Source organism: Pseudoalteromonas sp. Of11M-6, from assembly GCF_022347905.1.
In the GTDB taxonomy this organism is placed as follows: Bacteria; Pseudomonadota; Gammaproteobacteria; order Enterobacterales; family Alteromonadaceae; genus Pseudoalteromonas.
The window spans coordinates 1-17752 of record NZ_JAKRFW010000006.1 but is presented as its reverse complement, the minus strand read 5'-3'; the positions used below and the strand labels follow the sequence as shown (position 1 = coordinate 17752).

Sequence of the window (17752 nt, the reverse complement as noted above, 5' to 3'; positions counted from 1 at the left end):
AATAAAAGGTAAATTTAGAAGTTAAATGTTTTTGAGATTGACGCCACAAATGTAGAATCTGCATAAGAATCAATGTCATTGCTTTCATAACCCAATGAAAAAGACCAAGTACTAATCGAGTAAGTTCCAGTTAGATGCCAGTGGGTATAGTCATCATCACCCGACTCCCATTCGTATTTATCACTATCAAAGCTCATTGAATGATCAACCCCGAGCGTCAGTAACCACCGATCTGTAATTGGGATACTATGCGTGAGCATCACTATCCCGTGAGCAGCCCCTGTTCCAAAGTAATCCCATGCATACCAAAAGTCTAAATTTGTCTGGCCATAATTAAACTTTGCAAAGGCTTCTGCATAGTTGTAATCAGAACTCACATCATCACCATGATAGGTATATTGCGAGAGGCCAACATCAAGCTTTAATTTTTCAGTTAGCGTAAATTTGTAGCCACCATACAGATCTCCTTCTAAATCCGTACCATCACCAAAATCTACTTGAGACACCCAGCCTCCAGCATACCAACCACTTTTTCCAAACCAATCGAGACTAACTTGAAGCGCTTCGTCTTCCTTAGTTTGACTCACGCCGTTAAATAAATAATCGGAAGCCAATGTTACGGTAGAAGATGTCGCCGCATTGACAAATAGTGGAGTAAACAACAATGGCAGCAGCCAGTATTTTTTCATCTTTGAAATCACCCTTTAATTGCAGTCATTTCAAGCATAGACCGCCGTTTCCACCCTGTCACTGATACAGTTTTATACGCTTGTTAACGTGCTTGGCATGATTATTTTCCGTTTTATAAGCGTTTGGCTGGCGGTAATAAAAAAGTACTCATTGATGCTAAAAGTCGAGTAAGCAGGTACATAAAGTGCGCTGTGAGTTATCAATAAATCACTCCGCTTGCAGGACAGCACCTAATGGTTCTGTTAGGATCCGTTTTTTGCCTGTAAAACCTTTGGAAAAGTCCTTGAAATTGTCATCTATGTTTCGCTTACTGGCGTTACCCACACTGCTATTTACACTGACAACCCATGCCGCATCTGTCTATGTACAAGCTGGGCCGGGGAGTTTTAATCATGCCGCACTTGACCTACTCGCCAACCGCCAGTCGCAGGAGTATGAGCGTTTTTACTCGGGCACCCCGGAGCATACTTATGCCAATGCCGCGCAAGCGCAGAGCTGGGCTTTCAGCGCGCTGGCCAACTCCACTATTGAAGGACAACTGGTCCCAGCCATTGTCAATGCGATGCGTAACTACAAGGTAACGGAGCTGAGTGCCGCTGTGCATATGCCCATCGAAATGTGTGTTTTTGGATTGAACAAGACAGCTAAAATTACGCATGCAGCATCCCACCCGGCAGCCCTGAACCAAATTGGTCATTGGCTCAATGCTCATCAGGTACAAACCAAGCCCGTACCCAAAGGCACCAACGAAGCGGCTCGCTTACTTGCAAATGGACAATTTGACCAAAACACCGTTGCCGTAGGTAGCTGCGCACTTAAAGTGGTTTACCCAGAGCTGACACTGCGCGAAGTAAGCGTTCAGGATAACGCGGATAACCGTACGCTGTTTGGTCTGATGAAAATGGAAAAACGATCTCAGCCGATAAGCGAAGATGAAGCTCGCACCGCGCTGGCGCAGGTCGTTGAAAAGGCAAATACATTGGTCAAAACGCGAACAGACTCTGCTGAGGAGTTATTCTCACATATCAACCAACGCCTTGCTCAGATGCAGCCTGTAGCACTGTTTAAAGCACAACAACACAGGCCAATTGAAGACTTATCCCGTGAGGCCACTGTGCTCTCAAAAGCGCTAGAGCAAGCCCGCCAGCAATGTCTGGATAGTGCAAGCGTTGAGGCGTTTTTCCAAGCACAAATGGATGCTGCAAAGGCTATTCAATACAGATACCGGGCACAATGGCTAGCTGAAGGCGTACCAAACGAAGACGCCAATTAGGATCGGCTAAGAAGCACATTAAATCAGCTTGGTGCAGCCATTCTTGAAACACTGACCCAGCATCTTGCCAAGCATGGTAACCTCACGGATGAACAGGCAGGCTTGTTTAACCAAATAATAAACACCGAACAGCTCTTTGCAAACGACAAAGCTAGACTCTTTTCGGCACTGCAAAAGGTACGCAGGGTGGATAACTGCACTATCACTGCGTCATAAACAAATTAGCGACTTGTTGCGATAGCAACAAGTCGAATTAGCTGATGTCTTGCCTGATTAGGACTACACCAACGACATCAGCCATAAGGCAATGGTTTTAAAAGAACTACCCTCTTGTTCTAGCAGCTTGACGGCTTTCCATTGCATTGATGGCCTGAACATCTGGGCCTGTTAAACTTTCATTTTGCTTTTCACTCTTTAATTTCAGTCACTTCACGCAAAGAACCGTTTTATTGATCTGCATCCATTTACATTCATCCCGGCAAAGATAATAATGAGAATGATTTTTAATTAAGGAGTTAAATATGAAAACCTCTCTTTCCATCACTTTGCTTAGCCTAGGTGTCTTTCTGTTTTCTCATACTGCATCGGCAAACGAATGTGAACTCAGCATCGAAGCCAACGACATGATGCAGTTTTCTAAAAAATCACTCAGTGCGCCATCTAGCTGTAAAGAAATTTCAGTCACGTTAAAGCATACGGGCAAACTGCCAGCCACCACCATGGGCCACAACTGGGTGTTGAGCAAAGCAGCAGATGTTCAAGCCGTTGCAACCGATGGTATGTCGGCAGGTGCAAATAATAGCTATGTAAAGCCAAACGACAGTCGCGTTTTAGCCGTATCAAAGGTGATTGGCGGTGGCGAGCAAACCACAGTGACCTTCTCTACTGAGCAGTTAAAGCAAGGTGACAGCTACAAGTTCTTCTGTTCTTTCCCGGGCCATTTCGCCATTATGCAAGGCACTTTTACACTTAGCTAAAAGTGCTACAGAGCAGGGATCAAACCGTGACTTCCTGAAGCCTCACAGCGCAGCCCTGCTTTTGCCATATCATTAATTTATCTAATTTGTGACAATTATTACTCAAGCCTTGAAGAACATACCTATAATCATTACAATCAATTGCAAACAATAATGATTATCACCATCATGAGCTTTTTCTCAATTATACCGTTTTGGTTTGCCGCAGTGTTACTCTACTTGGCAAGCCCTAAACAACGATTTTTGGCTTCATCTATTAGTAGACTCGCAGCATATCCTTTAGCCACTCTACTAATTTTGTCCGGACTTGGTATTTTAACTGTGCAATATCCAGTTATCTCTGCGATGTTAGCAGCACTTGTTATCTTGATGTTTAGTTTAGTTTCAGTAACTTTGTTAAGTGGGTATTCAATAAGACGTTTCTATCTCAGTTCAGCATTAGTCTTCTTGTTATCTCTATTTGTAGGGGGAATAAGTTATGTGGCCTAAAACCTTACTTGGATTTTCATTGGGATTATTACTGTCTATTTCTTTGGTGCTAAACCTCAACTTGTTACTACCATTTTCTGAATCGGCAAAACTCATGCTGGGTCTGATCTTAGCATTTCCTATCTGGGCGGGTTTTATCGTATGGAGCTACGCATTTCCAAGTGCAAAAGCAGCCTGCAAGCCGTTATTTGCTATTTTTATCCCTTCGCTGCTACTAAATACAGCATTATTGTTAATGAGATAAACAATGAAAAACCAAACACTAAAATCATTAACCGAAGCGCACGCCTGGATTGGACTCATTATTTCAACGGTATTATTCATCGTTTTTATCACAGGCTCACTTAGCCTATTTAGAGATAATATTCGGGGTTGGGAGCGTGCACCTCTGGCTGTACAATCAAACGAGTCAATAACCACAATTTCTTATGACAACGCCATAAACTCTATTCAAGAACAATACGATGTTGATACCGATCATGGCTTTTTTATGCGAGAGCCTACGCCGCATAATCCGTTTATTGAAGTATATTTTGCAACCCATTTAGATCAGCCCCACCCGATCACGGGGGAGGATCATCAGGATCAACACCTATTGATATCACCGCAATCTGGTGAGGTACTTGCTGACGCCGATAAGTTTGAGTTTTCTACGTTGCTTTTTGAACTCCATTTCGATTTGGGGTTAGGTAGGCCTGGACTCTATTTTGTTGGAGTGATTACGTTATTTTTCTTCGTTGCTATACTAAGTGGCGTTGTGATCCATTGGCGTAAAATTGCTAAAAACTTCTTTCAATATCGCGCCGAAGGTAAAAAAGACAAATGGCTGGATGCTCATAACCTGATTGGCACGATGGGCCTACCTTTTCACATTATGTACGCCTTCACAGGGCTTGTTTTCAACCTCGTGATTATCTACCAGATTTCATACGCCGTGCTGCTCTATGGTGGCAACCAAACTGCATTACTGCAAGCAGCTGGATTTAACGAGCCAAAAATTGAGGCCATAAACCAAATACAACCCATGCAAGGCATCGATCAACTAAGAGCTCAAGCACAGGCTAAGCTTGGGGATGTTACCTTTACTATGGTTGAAATTAGCCACTTTGGTGACAAGAATGCGGTGGTGGGCTTTACAGCAAAAAGCAATGATGCTTTCTCTAATATTAAAGAAATTCAGTATAAGCTCAGTGACAATTCGCAAGTTTACCTCACAGAAAACAACTATGATAATGCGGTACGAGCGGGACTCTCTACCATTGCAAGCCTCCACTTTGGTGATTTTGCTGGATATGGCATGCGACTGGCGTTTTTATGCCTTGGTCTTGCAACCGCCTACTTAATTGTTACTGGCAATTTGATGTGGATTGACAAACGAGCAAAGCAGAAAAAGCAAAGTCCTAAAAGCCTAATGTTTGTCAAAAGACTGACCAGCGGCAGTTTTATTGGGGTGATTTTAGCGGTTGCTGTTGGCTTTACATTAACCACTTTACTTCCTGCGACGCATGCCGACAAATTAGAAACCGTCAAGTCCTCTATGTTTATAGCCTTTTTCTTCGCCCTGATAAGTAGCCAATTTGCCAAAGATGTTTTGTCCTTTAGCAAGGTGTTATTAGGACTAAGTGGGATTTGCTATTGCTTAAGTTTAGTGATGAATTTGGCCTACTTCGGTAACCAATACAACTTGTTACCGCTACAAACTAAAGTAGACTTCGCGATTGTGATTGGACTAATAGCACTAATGGCCTTGATCTGTTGGAAGGCAGTGTCACGGATCAACGCCGCAGCGCAAACCACAAGCGCAACTTCGTCTGAACAAACTTCGCACCAAACTGCGAACTAAAAAAGCGGGCTTACATAGCCCGCTTTGTCTTACTCTCACAGGGAAACAATGTGAAGTTAAAACTCTGTCTTAAATCTTAGGTAGTACTCACGACCCAAATATAAAGACGAATGAATGGGATCTGCGTTATTTCCATTGCCGGTCGCGAAAGGCGGCGCTTCATCCAGTAGATTGTTAACGCCCAGCGTAATTTGAGTATCAACAGAGTCTAAATGGTAGGTTACTTGAGCATTATGTGTCAGCGTGCTATCAACGGTATTGGTAAAGTTAACGATTTGGTCGCCTTGTTTAACCGATACTTCTTCTAACATTGAATCGATATAGTAACTTTGCCAACTTGCGCTAAAGTCGTCATGCTGCCAATTAAGTGCAAAGTTAACTCTGTGCTCAGGCACCGCCATCTGGCCATTAACGCGCTGTCCGGCTCTGTCTTTGGTTACAAGGCCTGGTTCAATGACTTCATGTTTACTCACAAATGACCAGTTTAGTGCGGTACTCAAATCACCAAATGAAAACTGCCCGATGTCAAAACGAACTTCCGCGTCCACCCCTTGACGGTTTAACGCATTGAGGTTTTCATTAAACACATCAACACCGGTGATCACCCCCTGAAACTCACCAGATTGAACACGATGTACAGAGTCGCAGTACAAACCATTATTCATACATTCACTCAATTTAGTCACCGCGCTAATGTTACCAATGGCATCTTTTAATTGGATGTCATAAAAATCTAAGGTGATTGAACCGTTAGTAAGCCAGCTCGGCTGATAAATCACCCCAAGTGTTTTGCTCGTCGCGGTTTCTGGTTCAAGTTCGGTGTTACCGCCAGTATTAGTTCTGATCTGTCCGATCGTTTCTCGGTAACTGCCATCAGCGGGAACGCCTGTGCTGACACAGTTTTGGTTTGGATTTGCTACGGCACAAGGATCGTCGCCATTTTCAAAACCAGGTAACCTTCCTTTATAAAGTTCCACCACATTAGGCGCTCTAAATGCTTGTGACCAAGTCCCTCTAAAACTCAACTGCTCATTCAACGCCCAAAATACGCCCACTTTTGAATTGGTGGTCGAACCAAACGTATCAAAGTCTGAATATCGAGTCGCGAGATTTAACTCTAGGCTCTGCGCCCAATCGTGGTCTGATAGTAGTGGTACGACAGCTTCTAGGTAGGCTTCATTGAGCGAATACTCGCCGCCAGTTGGTCTACCTAATCCATCCGTGACTAAAATATTAATAGAAACGGCATCTGTTTGATTACGCGCCTCAACTTTTTGATTTTCGATACCAAAAGACACACCTAGGTCGCCCGCAGGCAAACTCGCCACTACGCCACTTAGGTTCGCGCTGGCGATTTTAATCTGGTTATGACCTTGTTGGATCCCCGGCCAATCACCAGAGAGATAATTTAGCATGTCCTCGGAAATTTCGGAGTCGGTACCGGGTTGGCCAAAGATATTAAGCGGCACACAACCTGCAATTAGCGCATCCGGTGTAGCACCACAGCGCAGTACGCCTTGATCATCAAAGTGGGTAGGACCAACCGCATTTTTAGCCGCTGGCCAATTGAATATGCCGGTTTTTAGTCGTTTGTTTGAGTTGCGACCAAAATTGTAGGCCAACTCCCAGCTCCAATCTGCATTAAAATCACCAGAGAGCGCCATCACAATACGGTACTGGCTGTTTTCTACGTGGTTCATGCGGCCATTGGTTTCTACCATTCTGCGACGCCAGTCATTGATGGCATAAGGATTACCATCTTTGTCTTTCGGACCAAATTGTTGGTTGTAATAGTTATCAGGAGAGTAAGTGAAATCTAAATACCCACCCCAAACTGGAACTAGTGGCTGAGGCGCACCATTGGTAGTGGATTTTCGATGTGAATAAAGCGCCTCGAAATTGAATACCACGTCATCCGAAAACTTCAAATTGCCAAGATCATACTCGCCAAACGCACTCATGCTATAGCGTTCAAAAGGCGTTTGTAGCAAGCTAGGCTCTTGGTAGTTGTATAAATCATTTTGTGCAAGTGATGCATCGGAGATAGTTTCACGCCACTCGCCATATTCTGGGCCTCGGGTAACAAATATTTCCTTACCGTTTTCATCCGTGACTTTTAGGTTACTCCATGGCATTGCGGAACTACCGCCTTGGCCGTAACTGCCATCGGGATTAAGTGTTAAATCATAGCGGCTAAAGTCTCTGTCGCCAGCATACACTTCTTGTTTTTCATCGTAGCTGGCACTCACCATAAAACGCCCTTTATCGCCAACAATCCCTGTTACAAGTTCCAAAGAAGTCGTATCAGCATCGCCTTCAGCGGATTGGCCAATTGAGCCACTGACCTCAAAAATATCGCCCGTTTGGCGAGTAATAATGTTTACGACACCAGACACCGCATCAGAGCCGTAAATAGAAGAGGCACCGTCCAATAGAATTTCAACACGTTCAATAATCGCTGTAGGTATAGCACTTAGGTCAACCGCAGCATCCGCGCCATTTCCCCCGTTTGGTAAGCGGCGGCCATTTAGCAAGACCAACGTGCGCTGTGCACCTAGACCGCGTAAGTCGAAGTTTGTCACGCCCGACGTATTTTCATTTTGAGAAGCATTAGGAGCACTGGCGGAAACCGTTAGATTTTGCAGCATATCACCAATATTTTTAAACCCGGTTTGCTCAATATCCGATCTAGATATTGTGGTTACCGCGCCGGGTTTACTTAGGTTTGCCCGCGCGATACGCGACCCCGTTACCATAATCTTTTCAACGGGTTCCGACGCTGCTTCCTCGGCAAACACAGGGGCCGTCCACACCATAGCGCCCGAACCACACAAGCTGGCGATTGCCAACGCCAAAGTCGTTTTTTGTTTTGTTATTGTCATAACGGTTTCCTTTGTAACGTTCCAAATTATAGTTAGACGCTGACGATAGAAAGTTTCTTATTATCACTATAGAAAATGAAATAGGTTATTTATTGCGCCTTTTTATACTGATAACACAATTAAATCGTTCCAACAAACAATTCTAGACGATTTGCGCAATATTTATTTACTTTTATCGAATATTCAAGCGTCTAATTAAAAATCATGTAATCAGTCAGATTTGGCGTGTTCACTACCCAGAGAGTCACAAATGTCGCCACTCTCTTGGTATTCAATATTGGCTTTTAAGGCCACCTAAATCTGGTAAAAAGCACTTATCGGGACTACCTTTATCTAGGGCCTGTTGACCTTTGCGATTTGATTTTTGTTCCTCTGAGCGTATTTTGCTCGCGGCGTACAACTTGCCCTATGTATACATCAATCAAACTGCTGCAGAAACAAACTTGAAAGATAAACAGGCCCTAGCAATCTTCCGTCATCGAACAAACAAGGATCTCCCATGGATAAGAAGCAAAACACACCATCGATTTGTCCTTTTGCACATGGTGCAAATACGTCGTCAGAGCATAGCGAGCACCAGTGGTGGCCAAATAGCCTGAACTTAGACATATTGCATCAGCACGATACGAAAACCGATCCGATGGATGCCGATTTTGATTACAAAAGCGCATTTAACAGCCTCGATTACCCCGCCCTGAAGAAAGATCTCGAGCAACTTATGACAGACTCGCAGCCATGGTGGCCCGCAGATTGGGGACACTATGGAGGATTAATGATCAGAATGGCATGGCACGCTGCGGGCAGTTATCGTGTTGCGGATGGTCGCGGTGGTGCAAACACGGGTAATCAGCGCTTTGCTCCGCTAAACAGCTGGCCGGACAACGGAAACTTAGATAAAGCCCGGCGTTTACTTTGGCCGATTAAAAGAAAGTATGGCAATCGTATTTCTTGGGCCGATTTAATCGTGCTGGCGGGCAACGTTGCTTATGAGTCGATGGGATTCAAAACCTTTGGTTTTGCCGGTGGCCGAGAAGATATCTGGCATCCAGAAAAAGACACCTACTGGGGCAGCGAAAAAGAGTGGCTGGCTCCCTCCAATAATTCAAACAGCCGCTATAGCGGTGAACGCGATTTAGAAAACCCGCTTGCCGCTGTGATGATGGGTCTTATCTACGTTAATCCTGAGGGCGTAGATGGTAATCCCGATCCGTTAAAAACAGCTGAAGATATGCGTGTTACCTTCGCTCGAATGGCAATGAACGATGAAGAAACCGTTGCCCTAACCGCTGGCGGACACACTGTGGGAAAAGCGCACGGAAATGGCAATGCCGATGAATTAGGCCCGGCACCAGAAGGCGCGGACTTGCATGAACAAGGTTTTGGTTGGATGAATCATAGCTCGCGTGGCATTGGCTCTGATGCAGTAACCAGTGGTATTGAAGGCGCTTGGACGACGAACCCAACTCAATGGGACAATGGCTACTTCTACTTGCTGTTCACGTACGAGTGGGAGCAGACCAAAAGCCCTGCGGGTGCATGGCAATGGCAGCCTATTAATATAAAAGAAGAAGATAAGCCGGTTGATGCTGAAGACGCATCCAAACGCTGCATGCCGATGATGACAGATGCCGATATGGCGCTGAAAATGGACCCTGCTTATCGTAAAATTTCAGAGAAGTTTTATGCCGATCCCGACTATTTTAACGATGTTTTTGCAAGAGCGTGGTTTAAGCTTACGCATCGCGACCTTGGCCCAAAAAGCCGTTATCTAGGCCCTGAAGTCCCTAACGAAGATTTACTTTGGCAAGACCCCGTCCCCAGCGTTAACTACACCCTAAACGACAGTGAAATTAGCGCACTCAAGCAACAAATTCTAGCAACCAATGTGACGCTTTCAGAATTAGTAGCCACCGCGTGGGATAGTGCTAGAACGTTTAGATATTCCGATTTTAGAGGGGGTGCAAATGGTGCGAGGATCCGCCTAGCCCCGCAAAAAGATTGGCTTGGAAATGAGCCGGAGCGTCTAGCGAAAGTACTTGCGGCATTAGAAACCGTGCAAAGTAATTTTACGCCTACCGTAAGCATGGCCGATCTAATCGTATTGGGTGGCTGCGCTGCCGTTGAACAAGCGGCTAAAAATGCCGGTGTATCAATCCAAGTGCCTTTTGCCGCTGGGCGAGGCGATGCCACAGACGAGCAAACCGACATTGAGTCATTTGATGTATTAGAGCCTGTACATGACGGTTTTCGCAATTGGCAAAAACAGCACTACAGCGTTAAACCAGAAGAAATGCTACTTGATAAAGCTCAGCTGTTGGGCCTCACAGCCAAGGAAATGACCGTACTGATCGGCGGAATGCGCGTGCTAGGCACCAATCACGGGCAAACATCGCATGGCGTATTTACCGATAACGTTGGCACTTTGAGTAATGACTTTTTCGTCAACTTGACCGATATGGCATATCGCTGGGAGCCAAGTGGAGAGAACCTATATGAGATAAAAACACGTGATACGGACACGGTAAAATGGACCGCGACTCGCGTTGATCTCGTCTTTGGTTCTAATTCTATTTTGCGCGCTTACGCTGAAGTGTACGCACAAGATGATAGCAAAGAGAAGTTTGTCCGTGACTTTGTTGAGGTATGGACCAAAGTAATGAATGCAGACCGCTTTGACCTAAAATAGCTGCTTATAACTCAGCCTAGCCACTGGTGCGTATATAACAGTGGCTTGGCCTGTTTATCCTATCCGCCTTATTTTTTGCAGTACTCAACTCGCCGCCTTATGGGCCAAGCTAAAGTTAACCAAGAACATATAAAATCGCTATTTCAACATGCGCTAAGCTCAGCCACAATCCAATCTCGAAACGCCTTTAATTTAGGCCACTCAAAATGGCGCTCTGGTGCGACCAAGTAATACCGATATTCACATAACCATGCAAAGTCGGGATAGATTTCTAATTGGCCTAGCTCTAAAGATTGATTCACTAAACGTCGACGTAACAAAGAAAACCCCTGCCCTGCCACCGTTGCTTGCTGTACCAACGCCGCATTATCAATTTTGAGATTACTGAATGTATGACCACTCAAATCCAGTTGTTTGTTTAGTTCAAGCCACGCATGCTCATTATCCCGGCCTTCATCATAGATAAAATTGAGTTTAGATAGCTGTTCTCGCAACGGTTTATTTGGGTCAATTAATCCAGGACGGTAGGCAAGGACTAACTCATCCTCCGCGATGAGCTCGCTTTTCAGTCCCGGATAGTTACCAAATCCAAAGCGGATCCCAATATCAATATCGTCGTGGTTAAAATCGGCGAGTTGCTCAGTTGGATCAATACGTAGCTGGTAGTCTGGTAATGCTTTGTTGAAGCTCGCCAACCTTGGCAACAGCCAACAAGTAGCAAATGAAGGCAAAACCGACAGGTGAATGGTGTTTGGGTTAGGATCTGATTTTAACGTCGACAAGCCCATTTCCATTTGCCCAAAGGCCTTGTGTAAGTAAGGCAACAAGTCTTGTCCTTGCTGAGTTAGCAATACCTTTCTTGTTTGTCGTTCAAATAACATACAACCAAGCTGTTGCTCAAGGGTTCTTATCTGTTGACTCACAGCGGCTTGAGTCACAAATAAGGCTTCCGCCGCCTGCTTAAAACTGCCTAATTCCGCCGCCGTTTTAAAATACCAAAGTCCTTTGAGTGGAGGTGATTTCATTCGCCATCTTACTTAATTAAAACTTAACTATAGGTCAGAATTTCTAGTTTGTCAGTTTTATGAATGCACACAATACTTAGCAGTGAAATCAGAGACGGAAGGAGTCTTTATCATGAAATACGCAATTATTCTTGCATTTCCTCTAGCAGCACTCGCATCAACATCCGAGCAGGTACAAACTGAAAAAGTATTTACTGATGCGGGATACCCCTACAAAAACTTAATCATGAAGGCCGAAAAAGTGGAGCTTGTTTATTCAGAAGAGCAAAACAAAACGACCTGTCGAGTTAAGGTCTATAGCGGTGATGTACTTCATGAAGGGAAGCCTATGGAGATATCGGCTAAAACGTTTTCAACCGATCCCGTCAAGGGCTGTCTTGCCCGACAAAACGCCAAACACATTTTAAGCTTGCTTTAATATGAGCTAACCCGAAATCAGAATAACAACTTATGCGCAAGCAGTTGTTATTCTTCGGTTAGTTTCAGTTAAGCAACCTGATTGATAAGTTGCTGCCGCTTGAACCAAAAAGGCGCATCACACCAACGTTTTTCCTTATTATAAAACTGCTGCTTTAGCGCTAAGTACTGATCAAACTGACGCGCTAAGTCTTGTTGATACATCTTGCTACTGTGCATAAACGCTTGAGATGTTTTGGTATTGCCGATAATGGCTGCCGCTTGGCATCCCGATGTCATGGCAAACCCTAATCCCATAGAGGAAATAGGGTCAAACGCACAAGCCGCATCCCCCACTGGTAGATAATTTTTGAGATGAGCAAAACTGCTAAAATGACTCCCGGCAGGTCGGATCCATAGGTTTTCATCGACCATCTTTGCATCCTCTACCCGCCGTGACATATATTTACTACTACCTAAGTGCGCTTGCCACTGCGTCAGACGATTTAAGCGCTGCTTTGAGAGCAATTCAAAATCACTAAAATACGTTACAACTAACATATCGTTAGAAAGCGCCGCACTGTACCACCAGCCACATTCATCACTTTCAATTAGTTGAAGTTGCTCAAGCGCCCCCCGCTTTACTTTAAAGAAGGCACCAACCCCAGTAAGTCTGTCATATTGCTGAACAGCCGCTCCTAGAGATTTGCCAATAGACGAATTACGCCCTGACGCATCAACTAGATACTTGCAAACAATGGTGAACTGACCATAGTCAGGATGACTCACCACCACTGAGTAACGACCGTCTTGTAACTGAGTAATTGCTTTGCTTTTAGTGCGCGGGAACACCGTTCCACCGCGCTGGATTGTGCTTTCGAGCAAGGTTAGATCAAATATCTCGCGATTAATTTGATAGGTTGCTCTGTCTGGTGCAAAAATCGCGTGACGATTAGCAGATTTCTCACTTCCCCAAAATGCACTATTACCTTGAGTTGGAGTAAAACAGTGCGGACCGAAATCCGCTCTATCTATCTGCAAATAGTCCAATACCGAAAACACACTTGCAGATACACTTTCGCCAATTCTTAATTTTTGTAAATCAGACTGCTCGATTAAAATGACTGATAGGTCTGTGTGATTGAGCAAGTTTAATGCGGTGCTAGCCCCAGCAGGGCCAGCACCAATTACTAGCACATCACATTCGTGAGTACCATTCATATCCATTACCGTCTTGTTCGAGTACCGCTGCGAGGCACTTTTTTCGCAGCTCGTTTTTGCGTAATTGGCTTAGCCATTTTTTCTTCAAGTCCTTTTAATATTGCTTTGGCCTTAGAGCACCCGCACGACAGGTGATCTTTAAGGTCATCAGGAATATAAAACACCGGAATATCGGTTCCGTCGTCTTGGCAATTCCCAGTAATATCAGAGACAGGCACATCCTTATACGCAAACAGTTGGTGATTACGTTCGATTTCCGTAAAGTAGGGGAAATTCGGTTCATCACTATTTTGATTGCGGATAAAACCAAGTGCCGACCAATGCTCAACCATTTGCACAAAACTATTGATACCACGTGCATAGTTGACTTGCTGGCCTGCAGGCAGATGGGTAAGTGATTGATCATCAAATTGATTCGTCAATACATCCCAAGGGCTTTGTGGTGGCCACCAGTAACTATAGTAAGTTGGGGCAGCTGGCACCATTTGCGGATCGTCTTCCGTGCCAACGTTCACTTTATTCACCGTTGGCTCGGTAAAGTTCACATTTTGAATAGTACAGTTGAAAAAGTCTGCTTGCCACGGGCATGCCATGCGCTTGGTTAAATCTCCAGGCTGACATCCACCGCCTTCGCACTCATCACGCTCAGCATCCAAGCCGCTCGGAAAGCCATTACCCATGCTTTGATCTTTAATGATATAAGGCGCCGCGTACACTGCTGGATTTTGTAAACTCCACGTTACCTCAATCCCTGGACACATAGGTAAGCCAACGCAATTACCCACGCTACCTTGATCCGCATAAAATACGCCAAACTCATCGACTGCGCTCTGTGGCGCTGAAGGTTTAGCACTTGAAAAGTTACCAGCAGCCCACTGACTCAGTAAGAAATATTGAGTCTGCGTTAACGTCAGAAACTTATCGACAATATTGTCTTCAGCGTTGCTCACCGAGTTACTACCAGAGTTCATTGGCATCAGTGGTAAATTACCCTCAATACCATACTCGAAGAGTTGCTGATTGGTTTGCTCGTTTGGCGGAGTTTGCTGCACTATGGCTGGGTCAACTGGCTGCCTAAAGTACTTAAAGTAAGCCTGACGATTGGCTTTGTTATCTTCAGAATTGTCTTTAAAATCAAAAATATTGGAAACAAATGCCGACATAGATTGGACATTTGATACCCACTGATAACGGCTAATACGCTGGATAATCGGCTCAATATCTTGGTAATAATTTGCCTGATAAGAAGACTGATACTCACCATCGCTGTATAGCTCAGGACATAAGTTTTGTTCGCGCACCGCAACGTCAAACATAGTATCACTGAGATTGGAGATATTAACGATTTCCGGTGCAAAATCCGGAGAGCCAACAATTACCCAAGCAGAGAGTTGCAAGGTTTTACCATCGTCAAACGTAACCGTGCAATACACAGTTCCATCCGCAATATCATCATGCCATGTGTCCGCACCACCGTAAGATTCAAGAGGCTGGTTACCACCCGCACTCCCTTTACCGCCAAGTACCACTAAGCGGCCTTCGTTATCGGTTAAAATGTCTCCGAGAGACTTTATTTCAGTGCCTTGGCACGGTTTGGGAGGGAAACTAACCGGATATCCTGCAGGCGCACTGGAGGCGTCAAATTCAGCCTTTGCATTTGCGCCAGATATCGTTCTTGGACCTGGGTCAATAATTAAGCTTCGGCGATCCGTTGCATCCGCATTACGCCACGGCGTGTTGCGATTGCTATAACTATTATCTTGACCATAGAGTAAGTTGCCTTGTAACTCATTAAACTCATACCATGCCGCCTTTTTATTAGCGACGTGTACAGTCCAACTAATGGATTTAACGTTATCGCTCGATAACGTAAGCTCATTGTTATTTTCGTCAATGATTTTAAAGGGTTGGCCCTGTCTGCGGATCCGGCCTTCTGCATCTTTAAACTGACTGACAGGGCTGTCTATCTTATTGCCCCATTCATCGGATTCAAACGGTAAACCACCTATTTTGTCTGGTGCTAAATAAAACTGACCATCGCTATTACCGAGTCTTGCGACACCGACAGAGGGGTGAAGTGAATAGTTCATATTTATATCCTTTAGATATAGTAACCACGGCACAAAACAACACACTTGTTAACAAAAGATACTCAAGTGTGCGCTAACTTTCGCTTAAATTGATTCCCAGCTAAGTAGAGTAACTGTAGCACCAGCAAGAAAATGTGCATATTTCACGTCATTACAGAACATAAGACACGAACAAAATAAACTGTAACAACCTGATATTAAATAAAAATTACTTTTATCTTTTTTAAGCCATGTAAGAGGCAAACACTCACCAAACAAATCAGGTGATAAAAAACCTATTAGTTACAAACAAAAATCAATTGAAACATTTATTTCACAAACTATAATCTTTGCCCCTGCATTGAGTAAAAACTCTATTTTTGCTTTTAGTTTTCAAGGAGTAGATATGAAAATAAAGCCTCTTACAATTTCACTAGGACTTGCATTAAGCAGCACAGTTCAAGCATTCACCCAATTTGGTGGACAAGGGATCATGCCCATGGGACATGAATGGTTAACCCGCACCGCAGCACTAGAGGTGCTGGATGCCGAACATATTATCGAACCAGATCCCAACGACCCCAGACACGCTTGGCGCTATGGTCTGGCAAAAAACATCGCGCTACATACCGCACAAGATGAAATTACTCGACTTCAGTCCCAGTTAAACAATAACCCACTCTATGAACCAAGATACGACAGTGTGAACTCAGCTATCGTCGGTGAGCGTTGGGTTGATATTGCTGGATTTAACGTCACCAACGCCAGTACCGATCCTACCGGCCCAAACTGTTTTAGCGCAGTCTCGCAAGAACCGGCTGACATTCAGCTAGATCACTTTATGCGCCGCTATGATGATATTGCAGGCCAAGGTGGTGTAGATGCAGCTTATCGCGCGCAAAAACGTTTTGTTCAACATTTTATTGATGCAGCCATGGCTGAGGAGAAGCGCCTCAAAGTGTGGGATGGTGGTGGTCACGCAGCCCTCGCGGAAGTAGATCATAATTACTTTTTGTTTGGCCGTGCCGTTCACCTATTTCAAGACTCATTTAGTCCAGAACACACGGTAAGGCTCCCACAAGATAACTACGAAAAGGTTTGGCAAGTAAAAGCTTACCTTTGCTCTGAAGGTGCCGAGCAGCATTCGCACGATACCAAAGATGTGCTCAACTTCGCCAGTGGCGATGTAATTTGGCGAGCGAATACACGCTTAGAATCTGGTTGGCAGTCTTATCGTATTAGTAGCATGAAACCGGTCGCGATTGTCGCGCTGGAGGCCAGTAAAGATCTCTGGGCTGCGTTTATTCGCACAATGGCAACACCAAAAGCACAAAGACGTAGCGTAGCCGAGCAAGAAGCACAGCGACTAGTACAAAACTGGTTGTCGTTTGACGAGGCCGCAATGCTGGCTTGGTATGAGGACGAAAGTAAACGTGACCATACTTATGTACTGGCCCCTAATGAGTCAGGAAAAGGGAAGTCACTTGAAGCCTGTATGACGGAGCTAAATGTAGGCACAACTAGCCAAACAGAGCGTGTTGCACAGCTAGATGCAGAGCGAAACCAATGTCTTTTTAATATCGAAGCCGAACCTGGTTTTGAAGATCTTAACGACCCACACTTAGATATTCCCTACAACTGGCGCTGGAAATCTCTAACCTGGCAAACGCCACCAAGCGGCTGGACATATCCGCAGTTAAGTGCAGACACGGGCACACAAATCACGATAAAGTCGCCCGTAAATAATCAGTATTTAGCAGCACAAACCCTGAACAATGACACCCGAATTACCTTGAGTCCAACTGAGCCTCTCGATTTAATTCAGGTAACCAATGCACAGGGTCAGCACTATTTTAGAGCCACTCAGGCCCCTTCACTGTTTTTAAGTTACAGCAGCAAAAGCGCCGGCTATCTCAAACTCGTAGACTCTCCTAAGCAAGCACTCTACGCATTGATTTATCAAGGTGGTGTTTGGAATATCAAAAATCAATTTTGGCAGCAATATATTTGGTTTAACCAAGCGCAAAACCAACCTGAGTTAAATCGCCATGGCGAACCGGACCAGTTATCCGCAAAGTGGATGATTGAACCGTTTTAAAACGATTTATACCAGTTGTATTAAGTAAATGATCTATCTTGAAGCGGGGAAATAGCTTTAGTAGCAAGGCAAAAATTTTGCTATTTAGTTGTTCTAAATGAGA

Annotated in this window: 12 protein-coding genes; 7 read left to right on the top strand and 5 right to left on the bottom strand. The window is 44.6% G+C overall.

Annotated elements, in window-relative coordinates; all coding sequences use genetic code 11:
* Positions 1–14: 14 nt before the first annotated feature.
* Positions 15–689 carry a TorF family putative porin gene (locus MHN32_RS04460; RefSeq protein WP_193522174.1) on the bottom strand — a complete coding sequence of 225 codons (675 nt, stop codon included), beginning with the start codon at positions 687–689 and terminating at the stop codon, positions 15–17.
* 284 nt (positions 690–973) lie between these two features.
* On the opposite strand from MHN32_RS04460, the gene aroQ reads away from it, so the two are divergent.
* The 4 genes from aroQ (at position 974) to MHN32_RS04440 (ending at position 5272) form a co-directional block, all read left to right on the top strand.
* Positions 974–1963 carry a gamma subclass chorismate mutase AroQ gene (gene aroQ, locus MHN32_RS04455; protein WP_239421036.1) on the top strand — a complete coding sequence of 330 codons (990 nt, stop codon included), beginning with the start codon at positions 974–976 and terminating at the stop codon, positions 1961–1963.
* Positions 1964–2484: 521 nt separating this feature from the next.
* On the top strand, positions 2485–2940 hold the full coding sequence (gene azu / locus MHN32_RS04450) for an azurin (RefSeq protein WP_010607472.1): 456 nt from the start codon (positions 2485–2487) through the stop codon (positions 2938–2940).
* Positions 2941–3418: 478 nt separating this feature from the next.
* Entirely contained in the window at positions 3419–3673 is a 255-nt protein-coding gene (locus MHN32_RS04445) for a hypothetical protein (RefSeq protein ID WP_010607471.1), read from the top strand.
* A 3-nt stretch (positions 3674–3676) separates the two neighbouring features.
* A complete protein-coding gene (locus MHN32_RS04440) occupies positions 3677–5272 on the top strand; it encodes a PepSY-associated TM helix domain-containing protein (RefSeq protein ID WP_239421035.1) in 1596 nt (531 codons plus the stop codon).
* A 56-nt stretch (positions 5273–5328) separates the two neighbouring features.
* On the opposite strand, the gene MHN32_RS04435 is transcribed toward MHN32_RS04440, so the two are convergent.
* On the bottom strand, positions 5329–8154 hold the full coding sequence (locus tag MHN32_RS04435) for a TonB-dependent receptor (RefSeq protein WP_239421034.1): 2826 nt from the start codon (positions 8152–8154) through the stop codon (positions 5329–5331).
* 499 nt (positions 8155–8653) lie between these two features.
* Here MHN32_RS04435 and katG point away from each other — a divergent pair, with 499 nt between their 5' ends.
* Positions 8654–10840, top strand: coding sequence for a catalase/peroxidase HPI (gene katG / locus MHN32_RS04430; protein ID WP_211865871.1), 2187 nt, complete (start codon positions 8654–8656; stop codon positions 10838–10840).
* 143 nt (positions 10841–10983) lie between these two features.
* Here katG and MHN32_RS04425 read toward each other — a convergent pair whose 3' ends face one another.
* Complete coding sequence (locus MHN32_RS04425; protein ID WP_239421033.1) at positions 10984–11865, bottom strand: LysR substrate-binding domain-containing protein; 882 nt, start codon at positions 11863–11865, stop codon at positions 10984–10986.
* A gap of 112 nt (positions 11866–11977) precedes the next feature.
* Between MHN32_RS04425 and MHN32_RS04420 the strand changes: the two genes are divergently transcribed.
* A complete protein-coding gene (locus MHN32_RS04420) occupies positions 11978–12283 on the top strand; it encodes a hypothetical protein (RefSeq protein ID WP_010607466.1) in 306 nt (101 codons plus the stop codon).
* A 68-nt stretch (positions 12284–12351) separates the two neighbouring features.
* Here MHN32_RS04420 and lodB read toward each other — a convergent pair whose 3' ends face one another.
* On the bottom strand, positions 12352–13482 hold the full coding sequence (lodB, locus tag MHN32_RS04415; RefSeq protein WP_239421032.1) for a lysine-epsilon-oxidase maturase LodB: 1131 nt from the start codon (positions 13480–13482) through the stop codon (positions 12352–12354).
* Between the two features lie 5 nt (positions 13483–13487).
* Entirely contained in the window at positions 13488–15572 is a 2085-nt protein-coding gene (gene lodA / locus MHN32_RS04410; RefSeq protein ID WP_239421031.1) for a CTQ-dependent lysine 6-oxidase LodA, read from the bottom strand.
* A gap of 385 nt (positions 15573–15957) precedes the next feature.
* On the opposite strand from lodA, the gene MHN32_RS04405 reads away from it, so the two are divergent.
* Positions 15958–17649, top strand: a complete 1692-nt coding sequence (locus MHN32_RS04405) for a hemolysin D (RefSeq protein WP_239421030.1) — start codon at positions 15958–15960, stop codon at positions 17647–17649.
* Positions 17650–17752 lie beyond the last annotated feature (103 nt).

What these genes read in the sequence shown, in the direction of transcription:
- MHN32_RS04460 (WP_193522174.1), bottom strand. Translation starts at nt 689, where the DNA reads ATGAAAAAATACTGGCTGCTGCCATTGTTGTTTACTCCACTATTTGTC.
- azu (WP_010607472.1), top strand. Translation starts at nt 2,485, where the DNA reads ATGAAAACCTCTCTTTCCATCACTTTGCTTAGCCTAGGTGTCTTTCTG.
- MHN32_RS04445 (WP_010607471.1), top strand. Translation starts at nt 3,419, where the DNA reads ATGTGGCCTAAAACCTTACTTGGATTTTCATTGGGATTATTACTGTCT.
- MHN32_RS04440 (WP_239421035.1), top strand. Translation starts at nt 3,677, where the DNA reads ATGAAAAACCAAACACTAAAATCATTAACCGAAGCGCACGCCTGGATT.
- MHN32_RS04435 (WP_239421034.1), bottom strand. Translation starts at nt 8,154, where the DNA reads ATGACAATAACAAAACAAAAAACGACTTTGGCGTTGGCAATCGCCAGC.
- katG (WP_211865871.1), top strand. Translation starts at nt 8,654, where the DNA reads ATGGATAAGAAGCAAAACACACCATCGATTTGTCCTTTTGCACATGGT.
- MHN32_RS04425 (WP_239421033.1), bottom strand. Translation starts at nt 11,865, where the DNA reads ATGAAATCACCTCCACTCAAAGGACTTTGGTATTTTAAAACGGCGGCG.
- MHN32_RS04420 (WP_010607466.1), top strand. Translation starts at nt 11,978, where the DNA reads ATGAAATACGCAATTATTCTTGCATTTCCTCTAGCAGCACTCGCATCA.
- lodB (WP_239421032.1), bottom strand. Translation starts at nt 13,482, where the DNA reads ATGAATGGTACTCACGAATGTGATGTGCTAGTAATTGGTGCTGGCCCT.
- lodA (WP_239421031.1), bottom strand. Translation starts at nt 15,572, where the DNA reads ATGAACTATTCACTTCACCCCTCTGTCGGTGTCGCAAGACTCGGTAAT.
- MHN32_RS04405 (WP_239421030.1), top strand. Translation starts at nt 15,958, where the DNA reads ATGAAAATAAAGCCTCTTACAATTTCACTAGGACTTGCATTAAGCAGC.